This window comes from Bacillus chungangensis (assembly GCF_030812995.1).
Lineage (GTDB): Bacteria > Bacillota > Bacilli > Bacillales > Bacillaceae_C > Bacillus_CF > Bacillus_CF chungangensis.
The window spans coordinates 23,403-46,746 of record NZ_JAUSTT010000018.1 but is presented as its reverse complement, the minus strand read 5'-3'; the positions used below and the strand labels follow the sequence as shown (position 1 = coordinate 46,746).

The window sequence follows — 23,344 nt, the reverse complement described above, 5'->3', positions numbered from 1 at the left end:
TCTTCACCTTTTTTGGGATGGCAGCCACTAATCGGATGATTAAAGCGTGTTTGTCTTGGACGATATATTGGCAAAATCGGCCTATAACTAATACATTTCGGCTTAAAGATCTTTGAAATAGGCTTGTAACTAGTCCGTTCCGGCTAAACTGGTTGATTTAGCTGATAATCTATTTATATCGTGATCTCTCGTTATTTAATTTTTATCGTGAAACATCAGCTTTTTAACATGTTTAAAAAGAATAGATACTGTCTGAATTCGGTTCACAAAGTTGAAACAAATCCCCTTAACCTTTGAACCATCAGGCTTTGCGCATGTTTTAGACATTTTTGCAGCAATGGATAATGGTTTCAAAATAGCATAATGTTGGTATACTAATTTTGACAGCATTTTGTTTAAGAGGGGGACAAAAAACATGAAGAAGAAACTTTTCACTATTTTAATGGGGACGACGTTGGCATTTAGTCTTGCAGCTTGTGGAAGCGATTCCGACAAGGGAAAAGAGGATACTGTAACAAATGGTGAAACGGTAGCGGGAGCTGGAGACGAACAAAAAATTTACGATCAAAAATGTTCTATGTGTCATGGCGACAACTTAGAAGGGAAAAGTGCTCCATCATTAAAGACGGTAGGTGCAACCTATGACAAAGATGGCATTCTTGATATTATCAATAATGGGAAAGGCAGAATGCCTAAAGGGACAGTGAAAGGTGAAGAAGCAGAGAAAGTAGCCGAGTGGTTAGCTAATAAGAAATAAATCTTTTTAACCATTATTTTTAATAAAAACACGGTTGAAATGCTTTGATGTAAAAATAAACATCAAGGCATTTTTTTATGAAAAAAATGCTTCATTCATCGAACAATAGCAGTTTTTAGCATGTTTTATCGTTTTGAAATAAAAATGTAATATAAATTCACGTTAAAAAGACAATTGTTGATGTTATAATAGTTGTGATTCATTTTTCGATTTAACTCGATATAAAACTACATATTGCATTTCTTGCAACATATTAGCGAAATGCCAGCCAGTATTATATAGTTATATTTGCAACATGATTCGTGAAAAATCTCTCTTTCATGCATCATAGAACGATAGTTTCGGAAAAGTAAGGTGATTAAATGATAGAAATGCAAGACGTGTACAAAAAGTACCCGAACGGTATCATGGCTGCAAATGGGATGAATATAAAAATTAGGCAAGGAGAATTTGTTTATGTAGTTGGGCCTAGTGGTGCAGGGAAATCTACCTTTATCAAAATGATGTACCGAGAAGAAAAGCCAACGAAAGGAACCATCATAGTGGATGGCATCAACCTGGCCAACTTAAAGAATAAGCGAGTTCCATATATTAGAAGACAAATCGGTGTTGTCTTTCAAGACTTTAAGCTGCTGCCAACATTAACAGTATATGAAAACGTTGCTTTTGCACTAGAGGTCATAGAAGAACACCCTAAAAATATTAAAAAACGAGTGATGGAAGTACTAGAGCTGGTAAGATTAAAGCATAAAGTTAGAATGCTGCCGACGGAGCTTTCAGGAGGCGAACAGCAGCGGGTATCCATCGCTAGATCGATTATCAATCGACCTAAAGTTGTTATTGCTGATGAACCGACAGGCAATCTAGATCCAGAAACATCTTGGGACATTATGAGTATATTTGAAGAAATTAATACACGAGGGACAACTGTTGTCATGGCGACGCACAATAAAGAAATTGTCAATACATTAAAGCACCGAGTAGTTGCGATAGAAAATGGCAGAATTGTAAGGGACGAACAGCGAGGAGATTACGGCTATGAAGATTAGAACGCTTACTCGCCACTTAAGAGAAAGTGGAAAAAGTCTTCGCAGAAACGGTTGGATGACGTTTGCATCCACTAGTGCAGTAACCGTTACTTTATTACTTGTCGGTGTTTTCTTCGTCATGATGATGAACATGAATAAAGTTGCTGATGATATTGAAAAAGACGTTGAAATTCGCGTTTATATAGAATTAATGGCTACAAAAGAAGACCAGCAGCAATTAAAGAAACAAATAGAAGGACTCGATCATGTCGAATCTGTCACCTATTCTTCTAAAAAAGAAGAATTAGAGAAATTAATCAATGATTTGGGACGAGACTTCTCTCTATTTAAGCAAGATAATCCATTATACGATGTCTTTGTTGTGAAAGCTTCAGAACCAACTGAAACTCCTTCCATCTCAAAAAAGATAGAAAAATTTTCACATGTGTTTTCTGTCAAATATGGGGAAGGAAAAGTTGAAAAATTATTTAGTTTTTTAAAGATTAGCCGCAATGTTGGCATCGTTATGATTATTGGTTTATTATTTACAGCCATGTTCTTAATTTCAAATACGATTAAGATCACTATTTTTGCACGCCGGAAAGAGATAGAAATTATGAAACTGGTCGGTGCAACAAATTGGTTTATTAGATGGCCATTTTTGATGGAAGGTATGTGGCTGGGTATACTGGGGGCTATATTGCCTATTACCATTGTCTCTATTGCCTACCGTTATGCATATGCATTTGTTACTCCTAGGCTTGGTGGAACATTCATTAATATTCTCCCAGTATGGCCTGTCATCTTTCAAGTTAGTTCGATTTTACTTGCCATGGGCATTTTAATTGGCATGTGGGGAAGCCTCATGTCAATAAGGAAGTTTTTAAATGTATGATTGGCAGCGGTGCTGCCATATAAGCAAGGAGCTTTATGGCGGTTTACGTTGTTCATTTGCAAAAAACCATTTCCGTTCATTCAATCAAAATTTCTAGATATTGCTGAAAAAAATGTTTTAGTTTTTTTTACCAGTAAAAGTTTTTATACCTCTACATGATAATAGACGATTGAGTATGCTAAATGGTTTCATTCATTTAGATCGTCTATTTTATTGTAAGGTACATAACGGTGATATTTTATTTTTTTGTTATAAAGAAAAAGTTCAATCTATGATGGGAACACTATTATCTTTATCCCACATCTAACTGGCAGTAAGACCCCCACCTCAAGAGTAAGAGGAATTGAGGAAGTCTAGTTGGGGGATAACTGCCAGTAAATGTCCGATTGGTTCGGGCCGACAGGAGAAGGAAAGCTTCTTGAATCAGCATCGCACGAAGAAAAAGTGCTCTTCTTTTTCGAGGATGTCGGTCACAAAGGCGTTGCAACAGGACGTTGCGATCTTAGCCTTTGTTCTAATTCTTATGAGTGGGCAGAGAAAACCCCCACTCATGGAAGTTTCACTTTATCACTAGATTGGAAAAGTGCTAGAAAGGGGAATATTCTCTTGAAGAGACGCTCGTTGCTTTCAGTCACACTTGCAACTATGATAGGGGTTGGCAGTATTTTAGCCTCCAGTCCTGTTGTATCCGCTTCAAAACTATCAGAGTTGCAAAATCAACAAAAAAACATTCAAAATCAGAAGTCTAACCTTAAAACAAATATCTATCAAAAAGATATTGAAATTACGAGAATTGAAGGCGAAAAAAATCAAGTTGAGATTGAAGTACATACGCTAGAAGCGACAATTAACGAAACAAATGCCAAAATCAATGAAAAACAGCAGCAGATAAAAGATACGGAAGCTGAAATTGCGCTTTTAAAGAAAGAGATTGAAGAATTAAAAAAACGCATTGAAGAGCGTAATGAGTTGTTGAAGCAAAGAGCTCGTGCCATGCAGACAAACGGCGGTTCGGGCAGTTACATAGACGTTTTATTAGGAGCTTCCAGCTTTGGTGACTTTATTGATCGTTTTACAGCAGTTACCACTTTAGTCAATGCTGATAAACAAATTATGGAAGAACACCAAAAAGATAAAGAAGATGTTGAAAAAAAGCAAGCAGAGGTGGAAAGTAAGTTAAAAGAACATCAAAGCATGCTTAGTGACCTTGAAAAGATGAAAGCAGAACTTGATCAGCAAAAAGCCCGAAAAAATGAACTGATGCAGCAGCTTGAATTGCAAAAGCAACATTTTGAGGGAGAAAAATTAAGCTTAGAGGAAGAGCAGAGAATATTGGGTGCTCAAGAAGCAGCACTTCAAGAAGCCATTAAGTCGGAAAAAAGCCGAATTGCTGAGGAAGAACGGCAGCGCCGGATTGCTGCTGAGAGAGAAGCAGCAGCTCGCAGGAATAATGGTGGTGGAGGCCCTGTAAGCAGCGTGCCGCAACTTACACCAGGTATTTTCACAAGGCCAGCAGATGGCGTCGTTACTTCTGAATTTGGACGCCGTTCTGGTGGCATGCACTATGGCATTGATATTGCTAAACGCGGAACAGTGCCAGTTGTCGCAGCAGCAGATGGTGTCGTATTCCGTTCCGAACAATCTAGCAGCTATGGAAATGTCATTTACATCACACATAATATTGATGGACAAGTATATACCACTGTCTATGCACATTTATCGCAGCGAAATGTGACGAGTGGGTCTGTTTCAAAAGGAGAAGTCATCGGGTATATGGGTAATACTGGAAACTCTACTGGTCAGCATCTCCACTTTGAGATTTATGAAGGAGAATGGACATCGTCGAAATCAAATGCGGTTAATCCCCGTAACTATGTAAGCTTTTAAGTCAAAATAAAAAGTGGAAAGTCCCCTCCATTAAAGGATGGCGACTTTCCGCTTTTTTGATTCCTCATAATAGATTTGATTATAAATAGTGTATATAAGCCTATAAACAATGGAAAATGCTAATAATTTATGTAATTTGGCTTATATATTTGTTTTTTAACGGTGGAATTCAGTAGAGATGATAACCTCAATTGCTTGATCAATCCTACTTTAAACATAGAGTAGTGCAGGTGCGCAAAGCGCATTCCTTTTTAAAATAATAAACCGATCACATTCTACTACTGTATTTGTGTGTATAATATCAATAATATGTTATGATACATTTACACCATAGATATCAAGAAAGTGCAAAAAGGTCTCTTTTTTATTTCATAGACAGAACGGAACGTATAAAAATAAAAAAAACAGTAGTATAGCGAACTTCCTTTCTGAAAGGTCCCGCTGCAATAATAGTAGAAAATGAAGGAGCAAATAATGAGTATTTTGACGATTTCATTAAGCGTAATCATTTTATTAAATGTCGTTTTGGCAGGATTCGTCATTTTCTTAGAGAGGAGAGATGTAGGGGCTACATGGGCATGGCTTTTAGTTTTGCTTTTTATACCTGTTGTTGGATTTATTCTATATTTAATATTCGGACAAAATTTAAGCAGAAGAAAAATATTTGATTGGAAAGATCAAGAAAAAATTGGTATAAAGGAAATTACCCATACACAAATAGAATTGCTTAGCAACAGTATCTTCCCTTTTAATGATAGAAGGACAGCTGAATTTAAAGACTTAATCTATATGTTGCTTGTGAATGATGGAGCTGTCTTGACTCAAGACAATGATGTAGAAATTTTTATTGATGGCAAAGAAAAATTTGATGCCCTCATTAAAGATATGGAAGCAGCTGAAGATCATATTCATCTTGTATATTATATTATCCGCAATGATGAACTTGGGAAAAAAATTATGAGTACGTTAGTAAAGAAAGCAAAAGAAGGTTTAGAAGTTCGCCTGTTATTTGATGCAATGGGATCAAGGGGGTTACCTAAGCGGTTTTTCACCGCTTTAATTCATGCAGGCGGTAAAGTCAGCTCCTTTTTTCCCGCTAAAATTCCGTTGCTGAATATGCGCGTAAATTTCCGCAATCATAGAAAACTAGCGATTATTGATGGAAAGACTGGTTATATTGGCGGCTTTAACATTGGCGATGAATACTTAGGATTAGATAAAAATTTTGGCTATTGGCGTGACACTCATTTAAGAATTGTTGGCAAAGCTGTTTATGGCATGCAAACTCGGTTTGTCCTTGATTGGAACCAAGCATCTGCTCGAAAAGTAAAATATAACGTTAAATATTTTCCCGAAATCGAGTTTGAAGGTGAAACCGATGTTCAAATAGTTTCAAGCGGGCCTGACTCAGAATGGGAACAAATTAAATATGCCTATGTAAAAATGATTAATTCCGCCAAAAATTATATTTATATTCAAACACCTTATTTTATTCCTGATGGAAGTGTCCTTGATGCGTTGAAAATTGCAGCACTATCGGGTGTTGATGTACGTGTCATGATACCTAATAAGCCAGATCATATGTTTGTTTATTGGGCAACGTATTCACATGTCGGAGAAGTGTTAAAAGCGGGAGCGAGGGTATATGTATACGAAAATGGTTTTATCCATGCTAAAACACTTGTTGTCGATGGCAAAGTTTCGACCGTAGGGACTGCAAATATTGATGTTCGCAGTTTCCGTTTGAATTTTGAAGTGAATGCGTTTATTTATAGCCAACCGATTGCCGGCAGGTTGGAGAAGATTTTTCTTGATGATATGATGAATTCACAAGAAATTACGAAGGTCGCTTATGAAGAAAGACCGCTTATCATTAGATTTAAAGAATCAGTCTCTCGCTTGCTATCTCCAATACTTTAATGATTGCAAAATCCCCCATTTTAGTGCTGTTAACGGGGGATTTTTTGTTGCGAAGTGAAGTAAACATGCTAAAATACTTTGTTCGTTTTAAATGATGCTTGCCGTAGAAAATAGCATAAACAGGCGATTAGACAAGAGGAAGCGCATATGTTACGATACCGGCATAGGTATGAAGAGAGAAAAAAAGAGGATGGTGAATGATGATGACAGGAAAATTATTTCATTATGAAAAGGCGGCAAAGCTCGTAGATCCAAAAAGGCAAACATTACTTCCAATTGAAAAAGTACTTTCTTTACTAGATTTGCAAGAACATGATTTTGTAGGAGATTATGGATGCGGCAATGGCTATTTTACGATACCTATTGCTAAACAGGTGAAAACAAATGTAAAAGCAGTTGATTTACAAGTGGAGATGCTGCATCTTCTAAAGGAACGCGCAGTAAAAAAGCAAATATTTAATATTGATTATGTGCAAGGAGCACTTGGTCAACTATCATTTCAGAAACATCGCTTTGATAAGGTGTTGATTTCCTTTGTGCTTCATGAAGTAAAAAACCTTTCTTCTGTTTTAGCAGAAATGACGTCACATTTAAAACCTGGAGGTAAATGTGTTGTACTTGAATGGGAAGCAGTTGATTCAGAAACGGGACCACCTGTCCATCATCGCATTTCTTCAGATGTGATGGCGAGCAAGTTGGAAGCGAATGGCTTTGAGGTTGAAATCGGACATATAAACAAGGCTATCTATTATATTGTCGCAAGTATTCCAAATGCATCATGTTAGGTGAAAGGATGAATTGGTATACGATTGGATCATTCACGTTTCCAGCATCATGGGCTGCAATCGTTATTTCTTTTTTGCTGACGGGAATGATATTGAGATTGTTGTTTAAAAAACATAGTATTGTTGATTTGTATGGAAATGCAGTGTTTATTTTTATTATCATTTGGAAGTTAAGTATTGTGATTTTCGATTTTAAAACGAGCATATCGAACCCAATGACAATTGTATATTTTCATGGAGGCTTAAAAGGTTATTGGCTTGGCATTATGACTGTATGTATTTATCTAATATACATATGCTATAAAAAGCATTGTTTTTACCAAGAAAAGGCTATCATGGTCTTTGCTTGGATGATGACAGTTTCAATCTATGAGCTAGGAGTTGGATTATTAAATGGATATGCACTTTGGTTCGTAGGATTTCAAACAATAGTGAATACAACTATGCTTATTTGGCTAAAGCAGAAGCTGCAAGATTTGCAATGGCTTGTCCAACTGCTCATACTATTTACGATGTTTCAAGTTTTCTTTTATTCAATACGTCATGAGTTGCTAACAGTACCAGTTTTCACGTTTATAATTGTTGCAGCAGCATTGCTTTGTTATCTGTTCTATAGGAGGGAAAATAATGAGTAAAAAAATTTTCGCGCTTGTGTTAGTAGGAGTATTGGCAGGAATCTTATTTACCAATATTGTCCAAGAAGCTTCTGTAAAGAAAAAAGAAGCAGAATTACAAGCATCTTTTTTAACGAATAAAGCTGTAGAATCTGCAAGCGATGATGCTAAGATGGTACAAGCAAACCAAATTGGACTTTCAAATGGCGATACTGCTTTTGATTTCACCTTGAAAGACTTGGAAGGAAATGATGTGAAACTTTCAGATTTTCAAGGGAAAAAAGTATTTTTAAATTTTTGGGCTACTTGGTGTCCGCCTTGTAAAGCAGAAATGCCACATATGCAAAATTTTTATGAGTCAAAAGCAAATGAGATGAATGTAGAGATTTTGGCGGTGAATTTAACAAAAGAAGATAAAGGGATCGAAAAGGTAAAGAAATTCGCAGAGGATTATAAAATAACTTTTCCTATTCTATTGGATGAAAAAGGCCATATTGGAAAGAAATACAGATCCTTTGCTATTCCAACAACTTACGTTCTTAACACAGAGGGAAAAATTGAACAGAAAATTGTTGGGCCAATGAATGAAGAAATGATGATACGTTTAATGGAGAATGTGGACTAGCGGTATTAGAATATTTTCCAATATACTAGCAGCAAATAAATCCTAATATAAAAAATAAGAAGAAGGAGAATTGCTGGGTAGAAGATAATGGAAAGAAACATACTAAAAGTTCATACCTATAGGACAAGGTTAATCGCTTGAACGCTTTATGGCAAAGTGAAGAAGAATTTAAAATTGACTCATTTGATAAAATCTATTGACTTTTTATTATAGGTTATACTATAATGCAAATCATAAGTAAATGAGATTGGTCAAATGTGGAAGACTCTCCACAAAGCAATCCATTGAGATTTGTTTACATTAAGCGTACCGTAGCGTATGTAAATACGTGAGGAACGCAGCAGCAAAGTGACACAGAAATTCGCCGGTGATTTTCCCGGACATTTTTGAACATCATGAAACATAGAAGTTCAAAATGGAGGACAAAAGCACCAAGAATTTCAAGGAACAAAGCGTACGAGTCCCGTAGCGTATGTAAATACGTGAGGAACGCAGTAGCAAAGTGACACAGAAATTCGCCGGTGATTTTCCCGGACATTTTTGAACATCATGAAAATAGAAGTTCAAAATGGAGGACAAAAGCACCAAGAATTTCAAGGAACAAAGTGTGCGAGTCCCGGAGCGTATGCAAATACGTGAGGAACGCAGTAGCAAAGTGACACAGAAATTCGCCGGTGATTTTCCCGGACATTTTTGAACATCATTTATAACTCTTATCAAGAGTGGCGGAGGGATTAGGCCCTATGAAGCCCGGCAACCTTCAAGAAATCGTCTTGAAAAGGTGCCAATTCCTACAGGTCAGGATGATGATCTGAAAGATAAGAGGAGGAACCGTCAACACGTCCTCTTCTTAGTGAAGAGGGCTTTTTTTATATCCTTTTTTGTATTTTCATCATTCAGGCAACTAAAAAAAGAAAGAATGTTTATGAAATTGCTTTTATCTAATAAAAAATAGAATGAGGAGGAACTAAAAATGAGGCAAGAACAATATTCAGCAGATACATTATTATTGCATGGAGGACAAGAACCTGATCCAACGACAGGTTCCAGAGCAGTTCCAATTTATAAAACAACTTGCTATCAATTTAGAGATACAGAGCATGCTCAAAACCTTTTTGCTTTAAAGGATACTGGAAATATTTATTCAAGAATTATGAATCCAACAGTAGACGTTTTTGAAAAACGCGTAGCATTGGCTGAAGGCGGTACAGCAGCAGTTGCAGCCTCCTCTGGAATGGCGGCAATTACATTAGCTGTTTTAAATATTGCCAGTGCTGGCGACGAAATTGTAGCAGCAGGAAATTTATATGGAGGGACATATAATTTGTTTGCGGTGACGCTTCCCCGTTATGGCATTAACGTAAAATTTGTTGATGCGACAGATCCCGAAAACTTTCGAGCTGCAATAACCGACAAAACAAAAGCATTATTTGGAGAAATAATTGGAAATCCAAGCCTTCATGTTTTTGATATTGAGGCAGTGGCGAATATTGCCCATGAAAATGGACTTCCGTTATTAATTGACAGTACTTTTGCTACACCTGTGCTGTGCAAACCAATTGAATGGGGAGCGGATGTTGTTATTCATTCTGCAACAAAGTGGATTGGTGGCCACGGAACAACGATTGGCGGCGTTATCGTAGATGCTGGAAAATTTGATTGGACAAATGGGAAATTTCCTGACTTTACGGAGCCTGATGTTACCTATCACGGGATTCGTTATGGAATAGATGTAGCTGGAGCTGCTTTTGCTACTAAGCTTCGTGTCCAGCTTTTACGTGATTTCGGGGCTTGCCTAAGTCCAGAGAGCGCTGCTTCCTTTTTGACTGGTTTAGAGACATTGCATGTGAGAATTCCACGCCACAATGAGAATGCAAAGGAAATCGCAAAGTTCCTTCAAAGCCATGAAGCAGTTGAATGGGTAACACATCCGAGTATAGAAAGCCACCCATCTCATGAGCTTGCTAAAAAATATTTTCACGACGGTTTTGGTTCGATTGTCATCTTTGGAATTAAGGGTGGCCGTGAAGCAGGCAGAAAAGTCATTGATCATGTGCAGCTGTGGTCACATGTTGCAAATGTGGGAGATGCAAAGTCATTAATCATCCACCCAGCCTCTACAACGCATCAACAGTTGAGCGCTGCAGAATTAAAACTTTCTGGAGTAACCGAAGAGCTGATTCGGCTTTCTGTAGGTTTGGAAGCAATAAGTGATTTAACAGCAGACTTGGATCAAGCTATTCATACTACAGTAAATTCAAATTGATAAGACGATTCGTTTTAAAGTATTATGGGGCCTACACTTTGTAGGCCCCTACTCTAAAGGTGCCACAAAATCCAAAAGGATTTTGTTGTGAGACATTTCACGAAGCGTAAGGAAAAATACGATAGTGCAAACAATTCGGGTGCTCCCTTGATTAATGATCTACTACTTTTTGAGAAAAATTACTAGTTTCAATATAGAAAAAAAGGAGGAGCTTGAATGACAGTTATTAGAGCAGCATTATTAGGATTTGGAACAGTTGGGCAAGGGGTTTATGAAGCAATAAAAACCCATCAAAAACGTTTGCAGGAGCGATTAGGAAAAAAAGTAGAAATTGCAGGTGTTTTAATTCGTGATCTTCGCAAGCAACGATCTTTGCCTAAGCATATCCTAGTAACGGATAATATAGAGGATATTTTAGCTATTGATGATTTAGATATTATTTTTGAAGCGATTGTTGGAAATGAACCATGCTACACCTACTTAAATCAGGCTATAGAGAAAGGCTGTCATATTATTACTGCAAATAAAGCAATGTTTGCTCAATTCGGGACAAAATTGCTTGAAAAAGCAAAGCAGCACCGTGTACAAGTTGGATTTGAAGCAACGACAGCTGGGGGTGTACCAATTATCCGAACGATTGAACAGCTTTTACAAGTGAATAAAATCGAAAAGGTAGAAGCAATTCTAAATGGAACATCCAACTTTATTCTATCAGAAATGAGAAAAAATAAACTTTCTTTTCCAGATGCACTTCAGCTTGCTCAAGAAAGGGGCTATGCGGAAGCAGATCCTACGAATGATATTGAAGGAATAGATGCATTCTATAAATTAATGATTTTAAGTGAACTTATTTATGGTGGGCAGCCAGAATGGCGAACGGTAGAAAAGCAAGGGATTCGTACTTTAACAAGCGAAAAAGTACAATTAGCTGAACAAAAGCAAAAACGCTATAAGCAAATTGCTTCTTTGACAAAAAAAGATGGCAAAGTGCTTGCATCAGTCAAACCAATCTTAGTAAATAAAGCACACCCTCTCTATCACGTAGAAGATGTTGATAATGCGATTAAACTTGAAACTAGTTTAATTGGCACTTTTACACTCCAAGGGCCTGGAGCTGGCAAGCTTCCAACTGCTAGTGCAATGGTGGAAGATTTTATTTATGTGCTGGAAAAAGATAAAAGTATCAAGCAGCAGGGAGAAGTCGTTTATTCATAATCTAGAAAAGGGTCAATGGTTGACATTCGTCTTTTCTTTTCCTTCAATTATTTAATGAAAGTTTCCATTCATTGATCATAACTCGTCCACTTCTGCCATATAAATGGAGAAGAAGCAAGCAAGGAACATGATATTTGGAGAAAATTGCTTGTGGATGAAGGGGGACGAAAGATGAGTCGTAAACGGTTGTTAATCATGTTCATTAGTGCTATTTTGCTTGGGGCAAGCGGTATTTTTTTCGGCTTAAACTGGAGCGAAAAAGAGAAAGCACCTGAACATCAGGAAGAGGCAATCGAAGCACCGAAGAACAAAAAGGATTCTATCTCTACTGAAGTCAATTTGGACATGAAAAAGCTAGAACGGGCATATGAATTGATCACCTCTTCTTATGTAGAGAAAGTAAATGAAACTAAATTAATTGAAGGAGCTATTCAAGGAATGTTAAATACCTTGAATGATCCTTATTCTGTGTATATGGATGCGAAAACAGCTTCGCAATTTAATGAATCTTTAGACTCCTCTTTCAATGGTATTGGAGCGGAGATAACAGTTCGTGAAGGGAAGCTAATGATTATTGCACCTTTCAAAAATTCACCTGCTGAAAAGGCAGGGATAAAGCCAAAAGATCAAATAATAAAAATTGATGGAGAAAGTATAGTTGGCCTTGATCTTTATGAAGCAACTTTGAAAATTCGCGGTGAAAAAGGAACAACCGTAGAATTAGAGATTATGAGAGATGGAATAACAGAGCCATTGACATTCGATGTAAAGCGTGAGGAAATCCCATACGAGACAGTTCATGCCGCAGTGAAAGAAATAAAAAATAAAAAAATTGGCTACTTGGAGATCACTTCATTTGCTGAAAAAACTGCGGCAGATTTTAAAAAGCAATTAATGAAAATGGAGAAAAAAGGGATAGACGGATTGTTAATTGATGTGAGAGGGAATCCAGGCGGGCTCCTTTCAAGCGTTGAAGAAATAGTGGGATTGCTCGTTACGAATAAGAAGCCCTATGTTCAAATTGAACAAAGAGATGGAAAGAAAACGAAATACTATTCAAAGTTAAAAGAAAGCAAAGGTTATCCTATTGCAGTTTTAATTGATGAAGGCAGTGCTTCTGCTTCAGAAATATTAGCAGGCGCTTTAAAAGAAGTAGAAAATTATGCATTAGTCGGCGAAAAGACGTTTGGGAAAGGAACAGTTCAGCAAGCAATCCCAATGGGCGATGGCAGCAATATTAAATTAACGATGTTTAAATGGTTGACGCCTAATGGAAATTGGATTCATCAAAGTGGCATTAAACCGACTATAGAAGTAAAGCAGCCTGATTACTTTTATACACACTCATTAACTGTTGATAAACCTTTATCTTTAGATATGAGCCACTCACAGGTGCAAATTGCGCAAGAAATGCTGCGGGGTCTTGGCTTTGGAACAGGAAGGGTGGATGGATATTATAGTGAACAAACGGAAAAAGCAGTTCGCGCCTTTCAATTCCAAAGTGGACTTCCCCAAACAGGTATCATCGATGACAAAACAGCGCAAGCGTTAGAAGGCAATATATTAGAGGCTATTTCAAAAGAAGAAAATGATTTACAGCTGCAAGCCGCACTTCACCTTTTAGCACGTTAACTCGCTTCAACCTCCCTCTATTTAGCGAAAGCTAAGAGGGAGGTTGTTTGTATTTTAATGCAATTTAGACTCCAACAGATACTGTTTCTGGAAGAGTGCTTCCGCCATCGATAACGATTTGGGTTCCAGTAATATAGCTTGATTCATCAGATGCAAGAAAGGCAGCAAGTTCACCGACTTCTTCAATTTTTCCAAGACGACCAAGTGGTACGCCGCCAGCAATTCCTTGAATGACATCTTCAGGGTTGCTTGGATTTGTTTCTTCTGCAATTGTCTTCTTCATGTAAACTAGCCTCCTGTTTGCGGATACTCTTGCTGTTATAGTTTATGCTTCTCTTTTTTATATAAAATATTATAAAATATGATCCAGCTTCTTTTTTAACTGGATTTCCGAAAAGAATTCTCCCACTTCTAAATGTGAAGGGCATAGCCTAATGAAAGTGGGAGATGAATTTTCGGTTGGCGTAAGCCAAAAGATTGTTCTATGATTAGTCTATACAATACGGAGTTTGATAGCACTATAAAAAACCATGCTTGATTAAGTCTGTAACCATACTATGCAAGTAGTCAATTATGTTCTGAATGTGACTACCAAAATAAAGAAGTAAAAAACCTAAACCTTCGTGAGTGGACTTGTCCAAAATGTAATAGCCATCACAAATAGAGACGTAAATACAAGTAAAAATTTGCTGAAACTCGCCATGTAGTTGGTATTTTCTCTAGGGGTAGGGACTATCCTTATAGCTTGGTAAATATAGATAGCAACCAAAGTATCTAGTTCCCAAGAAGCTCCCACTTCAATCAGACCGCAAGGTCGATAAGTGGTGAGTAGTTCACTAGGAGTTAAAACCCAAAATATCATAGTTGAAGATAGGGGGAAAATCCTAAGTTCACGTTTTCAAAAACTCATGATAGGTTTTATGAACACTATTTGATAAAATGATGTTACAAAGCTTTTTTAAACGAACGCTCTAGCTATTTTTCCGATTTTTCAGATGTGTCGACTACGGAGCTTTTTAGACATGATTAGAGATTTCTTTAGAAAGGATGGTGAAGATTTTTTGGATAATATCTGGTTATTTTCTGTGTTAAAAGGGATTGGTTATTTTTTTCTTCAGCCTGTTTTCTATTATGCGATTATTTTAGCGCTTGTAGCTGGTTCTATAAGAGTGAAAAGAGAGCGTTCCGATTTTCATAGTAGTGTGAATGATGCTTTTATGGAACTGCGGTTTCTTTTTCCGATTGGCATTATAATGGGCTTGCTGCTGTCTATTTTTACATTTGTAAGTGGATTGCCGATTTCTATTCCTTTTCTTATAGTATATACATGTATAACAATTTTACTTAGCATCAATGGCAGCTTCCGTCTTTTATCACCGGCTTTTACAATTGGGACTGCATTTATGGTACTATATGCCATTGTTCATCTTCATGTGGAAATTCCATTTTTCGATACATATTTGCAAGAATTGACGGAACCATTGTTTGCCGCCATTTCCTTGCTCATCGGATTTCTTATGATTATCGAAGGGCTTTTGATGGCGATAAGCGGGTCAAAAAGGATTGCGCCGCTGCTGCGGAAAAGTAAACGAGGGCTATCGGTCGGCGCTTTTCAAGGAAAAAGATTGTGGCTCTTGCCTATCCTTTGTTTTCTGCCAGCTGGGCCATTAACATCTTCATTATCTTGGTGGCCAGTAATAGAATGGGGAACGAATACCTATTCAATAATGATCGTTCCTTTTCTAATTGGCTATCAGCAGCAAGTACAAACATCTCTTCCAAAACAAAGGATCAAACGCCTCGGCTTCGCTGTTAGTTCACTAGGGATTGTTGTTTCAGCCTTGGCATTGGCTGGGATCTGGTGGGGAATTTTCTCTGTTGCTGCTGTATTATTTGCTATCATCGGAAGAGTGTTGATTTCCTATCGTCATCGTCACCGAGAGAACACAACTCCGTATTACTTTGCACCTAGAGAGAAAGGTATTCTGATATTAGATGTCATTCCAGGTACACCTGCTGATAAGCTCGGGCTAAAAACAGGGGAAACGATCATAAAGTGTAACCAGCAACCTGTGGAAGATGCATCTGATTTGTATAAAGCGATCCAGACAAACAGTGCCTTTTGTAAGCTGGAAGTATTAGACATCAATGGTGAAGTACGTTTTGTCCAACGGGCATTATACGAAGGCGAGCACCATGAATTAGGCATTCTTTATGTAGAGAAAAGACGAAAAAGTGCTTGATTAAATAAGAGATTGCAGGTTGCCAACCACAGCCGCATGGTGTTTTTTAAAATTTAAAGATATTGATAGACAACCAGTAGTATATTAGCTGGTTGTTTACTTTTATCTATGTCTAACCCGTTCGGTTTTCATTTTTTAAACGATTCAGAATTTATAAAAAGATCGGAAAGGATTGAAATATATTGTTAACATTACAAACAAATCTATGTGAGCTATTAGGAATAGAGCATCCAATTATACAAGCAGGTATGGCAGGATCAACACCAGCAGCATTAGCTGCAAATGTATCTGACGCCGGAGCTTTAGGAACACTTGGAGCTGCTTATATGCAGCCGGATGAAATAAGAAAATGTGTACAAGAAATAAAGCAGCGTACAAATCGTCCATTTGCTGTTAATTTGTTTTGCACATCGATGATAGACGATCTCTCACGTATAGAGGAAGTACAGCCGTTATTAGATCGCTTTCGCGGAGCGTTGGGAATAAATAACGGTGCTTTCGATGTACAAACGCGAGACATGTTCAATGAACAGTTCCAAGTATTGATTGAAGAATGTGTTCCCATCATCAGCACAGCGTTTGGTGTTCTCTCTCCTGATAAAATGCACGTTGCAAAGCAGCAAGGAATCAAAATTATCTCGATGGCAACTACAGTAGCGGAAGCCATCATAGCAGAGAAAGCGGGGGCTGATGTTATTGTTGCTCAAGGGAGCGATGCAGGCGGCCATCGGGGTACATTTGATATGAGCATTCATCCGAATGGTGCTAATATTGGGACGTTTTCGCTCGTTCCGCAAGTGGTGGAAGCTGTCCGTGTACCAGTTGTGGCAGCTGGTGGAGTAATGAACGGAAAAGGACTAGTTGCAACGCTGGCACTAGGTGCTCAAGGCGTCCAAATGGGAACCGCCTTTTTAGTCTCTAAAGAATCAGGGGCAAATCGTGCCTATAAGGAAGCTTTATGGAGCAGTACCGAAGAAAGCACTGTTATTACAAAATGTTTTTCTGGCCGTCCTGCTCGCGGGATACGCAATTCATTTATCCAAACATTTGAAGCCGAAGGGATTGATCCTTTAGCTTTTCCAACGCAGAACAGTGCGACTAAGGATATTCGAAAAGCAGCAGCGGAACAGCAAAATGCTGACTATATGTCACTTTGGGCTGGGCAAGGGACGAGGCTGCTTCGTACTGAAGAGCCAGCACGGAAAATGGTCATGCAAGTTATAGAGGAAGCAGAAAACATTCTTTCTATCCGTAAAGTGTAGAGTTCAGATCGGCTAAAAGAGATTAATAGTGCTGAAATCCTTATTTCTCTTTTCACTATTTTGTTGTATTTTCTATTTAGGACTTTTCTTTTAGTACTATATAATGAAAGTAATAACAGATTGGAGGTGAAAAGATGAAGCGTTTAGATAATAAAGTTGCTATTGTTACTGGTGCAGGTGGAGGCATGGGAAAAGCGGAAGCGCTTTTATTTGCAAAAGAAGGCGCGAAAGTAGTCGTAACCGATGTTCAGGAGGACAAAGTCAAGGAAGTTGTAGCAGAAATAAAAGCGCTTGGCAGCGATGCACTTGGCTTTTATCAAGATGTTACATCTGAAGAGACATGGAGTCAAATTGTGAAGAAAACGGTTGATGTGTTTGGGAAAATTGACATTCTTGTTAATAATGCTGGGGTTTCTGGCGATGAAACGCCGATGCATGAGATCACATTGGAAAAATGGAGTCAGATTATGGATATTAATTTAAAAGGCACGTTTCTCGGCATGAAGCATGTTGTGCCATATATGAAGGAAAATGGTGGCGGTTCGATCGTCAATATTTCCTCTATAGCAGGTTTAACAGGGATGAGCAAAGGCGGCCCATATACTGCTTCTAAAGGCGGCGTCCGTATGATCTCAAAAGGAGCAGCGATTGAATATGCAAAGGATAATATTCGTGTCAACTCTGTTCATCCTGGTGTAATTGAGACGCCGATGACAAAAGCATTGCTGGAAAATGAACAATATGCCCAATGGTTTGCATCCATTACGCCAATCGGCCGCCTTGGAAAAGCAGAAGATGTTGCCGAAGGAGTGCTTTATTTAGCATCAGATGAATCATCTTTTGTTACAGGGGTTGAATTGCCGATTGATGGCGGCTTTACAGCACAGTAAGTGAATGATTTTAAACCTAGTTTAAAAATGGAGCATTAGATGCTAATCCACCTTACTAGGATAGAAGAATTAGAGAGGTCTAACCCAACAAAAATACTTAGACATAATGGATCCTCTCATGAAAAGAGAGGATTTTTTCATTGCTGCCCTATCTAACTTAGTACCGCTTGGATCCGATTACTTCTATATACTCATTTTCAGGAGTTTCGCCTTTTATCATCGATAATAGCATGTCAACAAGCAGCAAGGGATGAGCGAGACACCAGTTATGATGACCCTTTTTTACAATAAGGCCTGTTGCTTGGGGCATTATCGTTAATAATTTTTCTGCTGATTTTTTTATTAATCGAGACTCTTTTTCACCATAAACAAGGTAGCAGGGGGTGTTGCTTTTATCGAGATCGTTAGGTAGAGAAAAACGCATATTTTCTATCATGATCGTTGACAATGAAGCGGAAGTATGAAGCCTCGTTTCATCGCTGAATTGCTTGTGGTATTTAGTTGGAATCTCGAGCCATTTTCTGTTTGCCTGTATCATAATTTCGCGATTTTTAATGATCGTATACCCTTTTAGCAGTGGAGGTAAAAATCGTGTTCCTTTTACTGGACCGATCAGCAAGCCGCTTAAAAGACTGCCAAGAATAGCGGAAGGTTTAATGCTTAGCATTTCAAGAGCAACCTGAGCACCTAAAGATAGACCAACTACAAATGCTCTGCCCCCAATCGCTTTTGATTCGATTACCTTTAGCACCTCTTCCGCACTCTTTCGTATCTCAAAAGGAAGCGAAAAGTTTATCCCATGTCCCGGTAAATCTACTAGTAAACAATGATAATCTTTTAAACTTTGTATATGCTCGTTCCACATCCAACTGCTGACACCACCGCCATGCAAGAAAACAATACTACAAGTGGCTTGAGTAGATGAAAAGACTTCTGTATGATTTATCAAGTGATTCCCCCTCTATCGTCTACTGGCTGCTCTAAAGTTAGTTGGTCGTATAGTGTTTATTGGAAACTCTTCAGATAAGTTATATCGATTGACTACTGCGAATTTATATATGGGGTGTGCTGAAGTTCCATCTCTCTATTTTGGTCTGATGTTTTGTCCTATATCTGTACAGCCTGTTTTCAAAATATCTTTAGACATTTCGTTAATCTTTTTTATCCATTTAATATATCAGCTACAAATTGTGACCATGATTCTAAATTAATATAAACACTATTGTTCTTTAAATCTTTGATGTTTATCCAAAAACCTTCTAATTGTTCAGTCTCACGCACTGAAACAGATGTATTTTCTTCTAACTCTGCAATAAGCAATATTCCAAGATGAACTCTACCAACATCATTTTTATCATCATTTATTAATCCGATAGTTTTTAATTTAAAATTTTCATTGCTAATCCTAACTTCCTCTGATAGCTCTCGTTTCAGATTTTCATATAGCATTTCATCAAAATCTGTGTTATCGACATCATTGCAGTGACCGCCTAAGCCTATAGAGATTTTACTATGTAATCTTTTTTCTCCTCCACCTCTTAATCTCTTATAAGCGTAAACTTCATTTTTTCTTTTTAATACAACATATGGGATAGGTTGTTTAAAATCAAAGTTCTCTTCAGCATCACCTCTGCGCATGACAGAATATGTAATAGCCATATTTTTAGTTATTTTCTCTAAGCTAGTTTTATCTTTGCAAATCCCTTGAAAAGTCAATTTTTCATTTTCGAATATAGGTGTTCGTGGAGCTACAATAATCATTTCGTCCATTTTATTCATGTGGTAAATTCTCCTCCTGATTTGCTCTTTAACTCAAACATTAATTATAGATCACCAAACCTATGGTTAAAACACTTGTTTTTGTATATTGGCGATTCTTTTTTTCACCTTATCAATTTGTTTTAAACGGATTTAACAATTATTAAATATGTCTTTAATATCAATAGTAGCATGAAGATGTGATTACAATACTAGTTTTATGTTTAATAGTAAGGAAAAATCAAGATTTAATAGGGAGGTATTAAGATGAAATTAAATACAATCCCTTCTTGATATACAATCATCATTGTTTATTATATAGTTTTATTGATTAGGAGAAGGTTATTCTAAAGAAAATTAAATGAAGGATAGGAACAATGACTAATCTGTTTTGGATTTATTGCAGGATGGGTTTGCTAGGGATAAAATAGTGCTGTATAGATAAGGCTATTTTAGAGGAAGTTTAAAAAAGTCCGGTACAATCACCGTCGAATTTCGTCGTCACTCTGCAACTGCGGTCCTCACGTATTGTGTATACGCTGCGGTCCTCGTTGCTATCGTTCCTAGAACTTCTAGGTTCTAGTGTCCTCCTTTTTAAACAAGATGAGGAAGTTTAAAAAAGTCCGGTACAATCACCGTCGAATTTCGTCGTCAGTCTGCAACTGTGGTCCTCACGTATTGTGTATACGCTGCGGTCCTCGTTGCTATCGTTCCTAGAACTTCTTGGTTCTTGTGTCCTCCTTTTTAAACAAGGATGAGGTAGTTTAAAAAAGTCCGGTACAATCACCGTCGAATTTCGTCGTCACTCTGCACCTGTGGTCCTCACGTATTGTGTATACGCTGCGGTCCTCGTTGCTGGTACTGTTTGAATAGAATAAAAAATAGCAAAATAAAAGGGGAGAGCGTGATTGCATAAAATCTTAGTTGTAGATGATGAATCGTCGATTGTGACTTTGCTGCAATTTAATTTGGAAAGAGCAGGGTTTCAGGTCGTAACAGCTGCGGATGGAAAAACAGGTTTGCAGTTAGCTTTATCAGAGAAGCCATCTTTAATCATTTTGGATTTGATGCTGCCAGAAATAGATGGGATGGAAGTTTGCAAAATTTTGCGTCAGGAAAAAGTAAATATTCCAATTTTAATGTTGACTGCAAAGGATGAGGAATTGGATAAAATTCTTGGTTTGGAGCTGGGGGCAGATGATTATTTAACGAAGCCTTTTAGTCCTCGTGAAGTCGTTGCGAGAGTAAAAGCGATCTTGCGAAGAGTAGAAATGGAGCAATCGGTTGAAATAAAAGAACTTAAAAAACAAGAAACAGAATTGAAGATTGGTGAATTAACGATTTTTCCTGAAAAATATGAAGTATTCCGTAATGAAACAAAACTTGAGTTAACACCGAAAGAGTTCGAGCTGCTCTTCTATTTGGCAAGTAATATTGGCAAGGTATTAAGCCGCGACCAGCTTTTAAATGCTGTTTGGGATTATGATTATGCGGGTGAAACGCGGATTGTCGATGTCCATATTAGCCATCTGCGTGATAAAATTGAGGAAAATACGAAACAACCGAAATATATTAAAACGATCAGAGGATTCGGCTATAAATTGGAAGGATCATAACAATGAATAAACTATGGCTTCGCATCTCTCTCACCTTCTTAATTTTGTTGTTTTTTGCTTTACTAGGTGTTGGTTTTTTTCTAGCAAATGTAATGAAGCATACATATATTGAGATGACACGAAATCAACTTATTCAACATGCAAAATTCATGAAGAATGCGATAGGGCATAATGATCTAACTAGTGAAAGTCAGGCTTCCTTACAGGAGCAGCTTCGGCATTATGCTTCTTCAGTAGAAGCTCGAATGACACTTATCAATGAACAGGGGAAAGTATTAGCTGATTCAGAGGATCATCCTGAAAAAATGGAGAACCATAGCAAAAGACCCGAATTTCTAGCGGTTATTCGAGACAAACAGCCATTTGGAGAGGCGATTCACTATAGTGAGACGCTTGGTTATGAGATGTTATATGTTACCATTCCAGTCACAGATCATCAGCCGTTCCAAGGTGTGATAAGAGCAGCGGTTAGCTTAGAACAGATAGCTATTGTCATGAAGAAGCTTTGGATTAGCGTTCTTACTGCAATGGCGATCACGTTCATTTTTGCGGGGCTCATTAGTATGAGGCTTGCAAAAGGGATCACGCGGCCAATTGAAGAGATTATTGATGTATCAACGCAATTAGCAGAAAAAGATTATAGTAGCAGAGTAAAAATCGAGGCGAAAGGTGAAATCAAACAGCTTTCACGGGCAATTAATATTTTGGCTGCAAGTTTGCAAGAGCAGATGAAAGAAATTCGCGAAAACGAGCAACGTCTTACCGGAGTACTGACAAACATGGCAAGTGGTGTACTTTTAGTCAATCAAGAAGGTAAAATTGTACTTGTCAATAAGGCAATGGAACAAATGCTTGACACTCCGTCAGCTTCTCTTATTGGAAAGTTCCACATGGAAACAAGCAAAAGCTTTGGATTGAGCCAGTTAATTGAACGTTCTTTATCGTCGGAGGGTGTAGATTTGCATGATGAAATCCACCTTTATTATCCAAAAGAACGCATTCTTGACGCTCATGTTGCTTCATATCTAGACGATTCAGGGGAGCTCCAGGGTATTGTTGCGGTACTTCATGATATTACTGAAATACGCAGGTTAGAAAAAATGCGCAGTGAATTTGTCGCTAACGTTTCACATGAATTAAAAACGCCAGTAACGGCAGTGAAAGGCTTTGCAGAAACACTGTTGGACGGTGGAATGGAAGATGAGGATACGACGAAAGCTTTTCTACAAATCATTTATGATGAAAGCGATCGTCTACATCGACTGATTCGTGATATTTTGCAATTAACAAAAATAGAGCAGCATCGGATTCCCCTTCTTTTTACCGAAATCGATATGATCGATGTCGTACGGAAAACGGTCGCAACGGTTCAGGATACAGCCCAGAAAAAACAGATACGCTTGGTTGTGCCGGAGTCGTCGCAATCAATCATAATCGAAGCAGAGAAAGATCGAATTCAACAAATCATTTTAAACTTAGTTGCCAATGCGATCACACACACGTCCGAAGGAGGAATGGTTCAAGTTGACGTGTTAGAACAAGACGCGGCTGTTGCCCTCATTGTGCGTGATAATGGAGCAGGAATTCCGAAACAAGATTTGGAAAGGATATTTGAGCGCTTCTATCGAGTTGATAAAGCGAGAGCACGTCATTCGGGAGGAACTGGACTTGGCTTAGCTATTGTAAAACATTTAGTAGAATCTCATCATGGCAATATTGAAGTCCAAAGTGAGGAAGGGGAAGGAACAGAATTTACAATTACGCTGCCTAAAAAGCAGCCAAAAGCTGATCACGAAGAATAGCAGTTAAGTGTTAAATCTATCATAAGACATGAAGAGGTGACGGAGGTTTCCGGCACCTTTTTCTGTGGAAAAATATAGGGAACCGCTCTTTACAATTTCTTAACAAACCCTTCATATTAAATTAAAAATGAAGGATTACAGTAGTCAGT

The 23,344-nt window shown here is 37.8% G+C and carries 18 protein-coding genes, 2 pseudogenes and 1 riboswitch; of the genes and pseudogenes, 17 read left to right on the top strand and 3 right to left on the bottom strand.

Annotated features, from left to right (window positions below; all coding sequences use genetic code 11):
• Positions 1–415 precede the first annotated feature (415 nt).
• The 11 genes from cccB (at position 416) to J2S08_RS14605 (ending at position 13,624) form a co-directional block, all read left to right on the top strand.
• Entirely contained in the window at positions 416–757 is a 342-nt protein-coding gene (gene cccB / locus J2S08_RS14655; protein ID WP_307230752.1) for a cytochrome c551, read from the top strand.
• A gap of 362 nt (positions 758–1,119) precedes the next feature.
• Entirely contained in the window at positions 1,120–1,806 is a 687-nt protein-coding gene (gene ftsE / locus J2S08_RS14650) for a cell division ATP-binding protein FtsE (protein WP_307230750.1), read from the top strand.
• Positions 1,796–2,680 (top strand): permease-like cell division protein FtsX, encoded by an 885-nt coding sequence (gene ftsX / locus J2S08_RS14645; protein WP_307230748.1) that lies wholly within the window; start codon positions 1,796–1,798, stop codon positions 2,678–2,680. Before ftsE ends, ftsX begins: the two co-directional genes overlap by 11 nt.
• A 378-nt stretch (positions 2,681–3,058) precedes the next feature.
• Positions 3,059–4,567 (top strand): murein hydrolase activator EnvC family protein, encoded by a 1,509-nt coding sequence (locus tag J2S08_RS14640; protein ID WP_307230747.1) that lies wholly within the window; start codon positions 3,059–3,061, stop codon positions 4,565–4,567.
• A gap of 474 nt (positions 4,568–5,041) precedes the next feature.
• Positions 5,042–6,487, top strand: coding sequence for a cardiolipin synthase (gene cls / locus J2S08_RS14635; RefSeq protein ID WP_307230745.1), 1,446 nt, complete (start codon positions 5,042–5,044; stop codon positions 6,485–6,487).
• Between the two features lie 200 nt (positions 6,488–6,687).
• On the top strand, positions 6,688–7,272 hold the full coding sequence (locus J2S08_RS14630; protein WP_307230743.1) for a class I SAM-dependent methyltransferase: 585 nt from the start codon (positions 6,688–6,690) through the stop codon (positions 7,270–7,272).
• Between the two features lie 8 nt (positions 7,273–7,280).
• Positions 7,281–7,907, top strand: a complete 627-nt coding sequence (locus J2S08_RS14625) for a hypothetical protein (protein WP_307230741.1) — start codon at positions 7,281–7,283, stop codon at positions 7,905–7,907.
• Positions 7,900–8,511: a peroxiredoxin family protein gene (locus tag J2S08_RS14620; protein WP_307230739.1), complete on the top strand. Its 612-nt coding sequence runs from the start codon at positions 7,900–7,902 to the stop codon at positions 8,509–8,511. The genes J2S08_RS14625 and J2S08_RS14620 overlap by 8 nt, the downstream gene beginning before the upstream one ends.
• A gap of 710 nt (positions 8,512–9,221) precedes the next feature.
• Positions 9,222–9,336, top strand: a riboswitch (SAM riboswitch).
• A 148-nt stretch (positions 9,337–9,484) separates the two neighbouring features.
• Positions 9,485–10,777, top strand: coding sequence for an O-acetylhomoserine aminocarboxypropyltransferase/cysteine synthase family protein (locus tag J2S08_RS14615; protein WP_307230737.1), 1,293 nt, complete (start codon positions 9,485–9,487; stop codon positions 10,775–10,777).
• A gap of 216 nt (positions 10,778–10,993) precedes the next feature.
• The gene (locus J2S08_RS14610) at positions 10,994–11,992 is read left to right on the top strand and encodes a homoserine dehydrogenase (RefSeq protein ID WP_307230735.1); all 999 of its coding nucleotides are present in this window, start codon (positions 10,994–10,996) and stop codon (positions 11,990–11,992) included.
• 171 nt (positions 11,993–12,163) lie between these two features.
• The gene (locus tag J2S08_RS14605; RefSeq protein ID WP_307230733.1) at positions 12,164–13,624 is read left to right on the top strand and encodes a S41 family peptidase; all 1,461 of its coding nucleotides are present in this window, start codon (positions 12,164–12,166) and stop codon (positions 13,622–13,624) included.
• Between the two features lie 64 nt (positions 13,625–13,688).
• Here J2S08_RS14605 and J2S08_RS14600 read toward each other — a convergent pair.
• Positions 13,689–13,907 (bottom strand): annotated as a pseudogene (locus J2S08_RS14600) (SDR family oxidoreductase); the annotation flags it as partial.
• A 273-nt stretch (positions 13,908–14,180) separates the two neighbouring features.
• On the opposite strand from J2S08_RS14600, the pseudogene J2S08_RS14595 reads away from it, so the two are divergent.
• The 4 genes and pseudogenes from J2S08_RS14595 to J2S08_RS14580 form a co-directional block, all read left to right on the top strand.
• A pseudogene (locus J2S08_RS14595) lies at positions 14,181–14,331 on the top strand (zinc ribbon domain-containing protein); the annotation flags it as partial.
• Between the two features lie 354 nt (positions 14,332–14,685).
• The gene (locus J2S08_RS14590) at positions 14,686–15,867 is read left to right on the top strand and encodes a PDZ domain-containing protein (protein ID WP_307230731.1); all 1,182 of its coding nucleotides are present in this window, start codon (positions 14,686–14,688) and stop codon (positions 15,865–15,867) included.
• 182 nt (positions 15,868–16,049) lie between these two features.
• Positions 16,050–17,129 carry an NAD(P)H-dependent flavin oxidoreductase gene (locus tag J2S08_RS14585; RefSeq protein ID WP_307230730.1) on the top strand — a complete coding sequence of 360 codons (1,080 nt, stop codon included), beginning with the start codon at positions 16,050–16,052 and terminating at the stop codon, positions 17,127–17,129.
• Positions 17,130–17,263: 134 nt separating this feature from the next.
• Positions 17,264–18,019 carry an SDR family NAD(P)-dependent oxidoreductase gene (locus J2S08_RS14580; RefSeq protein WP_307230728.1) on the top strand — a complete coding sequence of 252 codons (756 nt, stop codon included), beginning with the start codon at positions 17,264–17,266 and terminating at the stop codon, positions 18,017–18,019.
• Between the two features lie 157 nt (positions 18,020–18,176).
• Here J2S08_RS14580 and J2S08_RS14575 read toward each other — a convergent pair whose 3' ends face one another.
• Together J2S08_RS14575 and J2S08_RS14570 are read right to left on the bottom strand one after the other, a co-directional pair.
• Positions 18,177–18,968: an alpha/beta fold hydrolase gene (locus J2S08_RS14575; RefSeq protein WP_307230725.1), complete on the bottom strand. Its 792-nt coding sequence runs from the start codon at positions 18,966–18,968 to the stop codon at positions 18,177–18,179.
• A 212-nt stretch (positions 18,969–19,180) separates the two neighbouring features.
• Positions 19,181–19,798 carry a hypothetical protein gene (locus tag J2S08_RS14570; RefSeq protein ID WP_307230724.1) on the bottom strand — a complete coding sequence of 206 codons (618 nt, stop codon included), beginning with the start codon at positions 19,796–19,798 and terminating at the stop codon, positions 19,181–19,183.
• Between the two features lie 887 nt (positions 19,799–20,685).
• Here J2S08_RS14570 and J2S08_RS14565 point away from each other — a divergent pair.
• Together J2S08_RS14565 and pnpS are read left to right on the top strand one after the other, a co-directional pair.
• A complete protein-coding gene (locus tag J2S08_RS14565; RefSeq protein ID WP_307230722.1) occupies positions 20,686–21,393 on the top strand; it encodes a response regulator transcription factor in 708 nt (235 codons plus the stop codon).
• A gap of 2 nt (positions 21,394–21,395) precedes the next feature.
• Positions 21,396–23,195 (top strand): two-component system histidine kinase PnpS, encoded by a 1,800-nt coding sequence (gene pnpS / locus J2S08_RS14560; protein WP_307230720.1) that lies wholly within the window; start codon positions 21,396–21,398, stop codon positions 23,193–23,195.
• Positions 23,196–23,344: the final 149 nt, after the last annotated feature.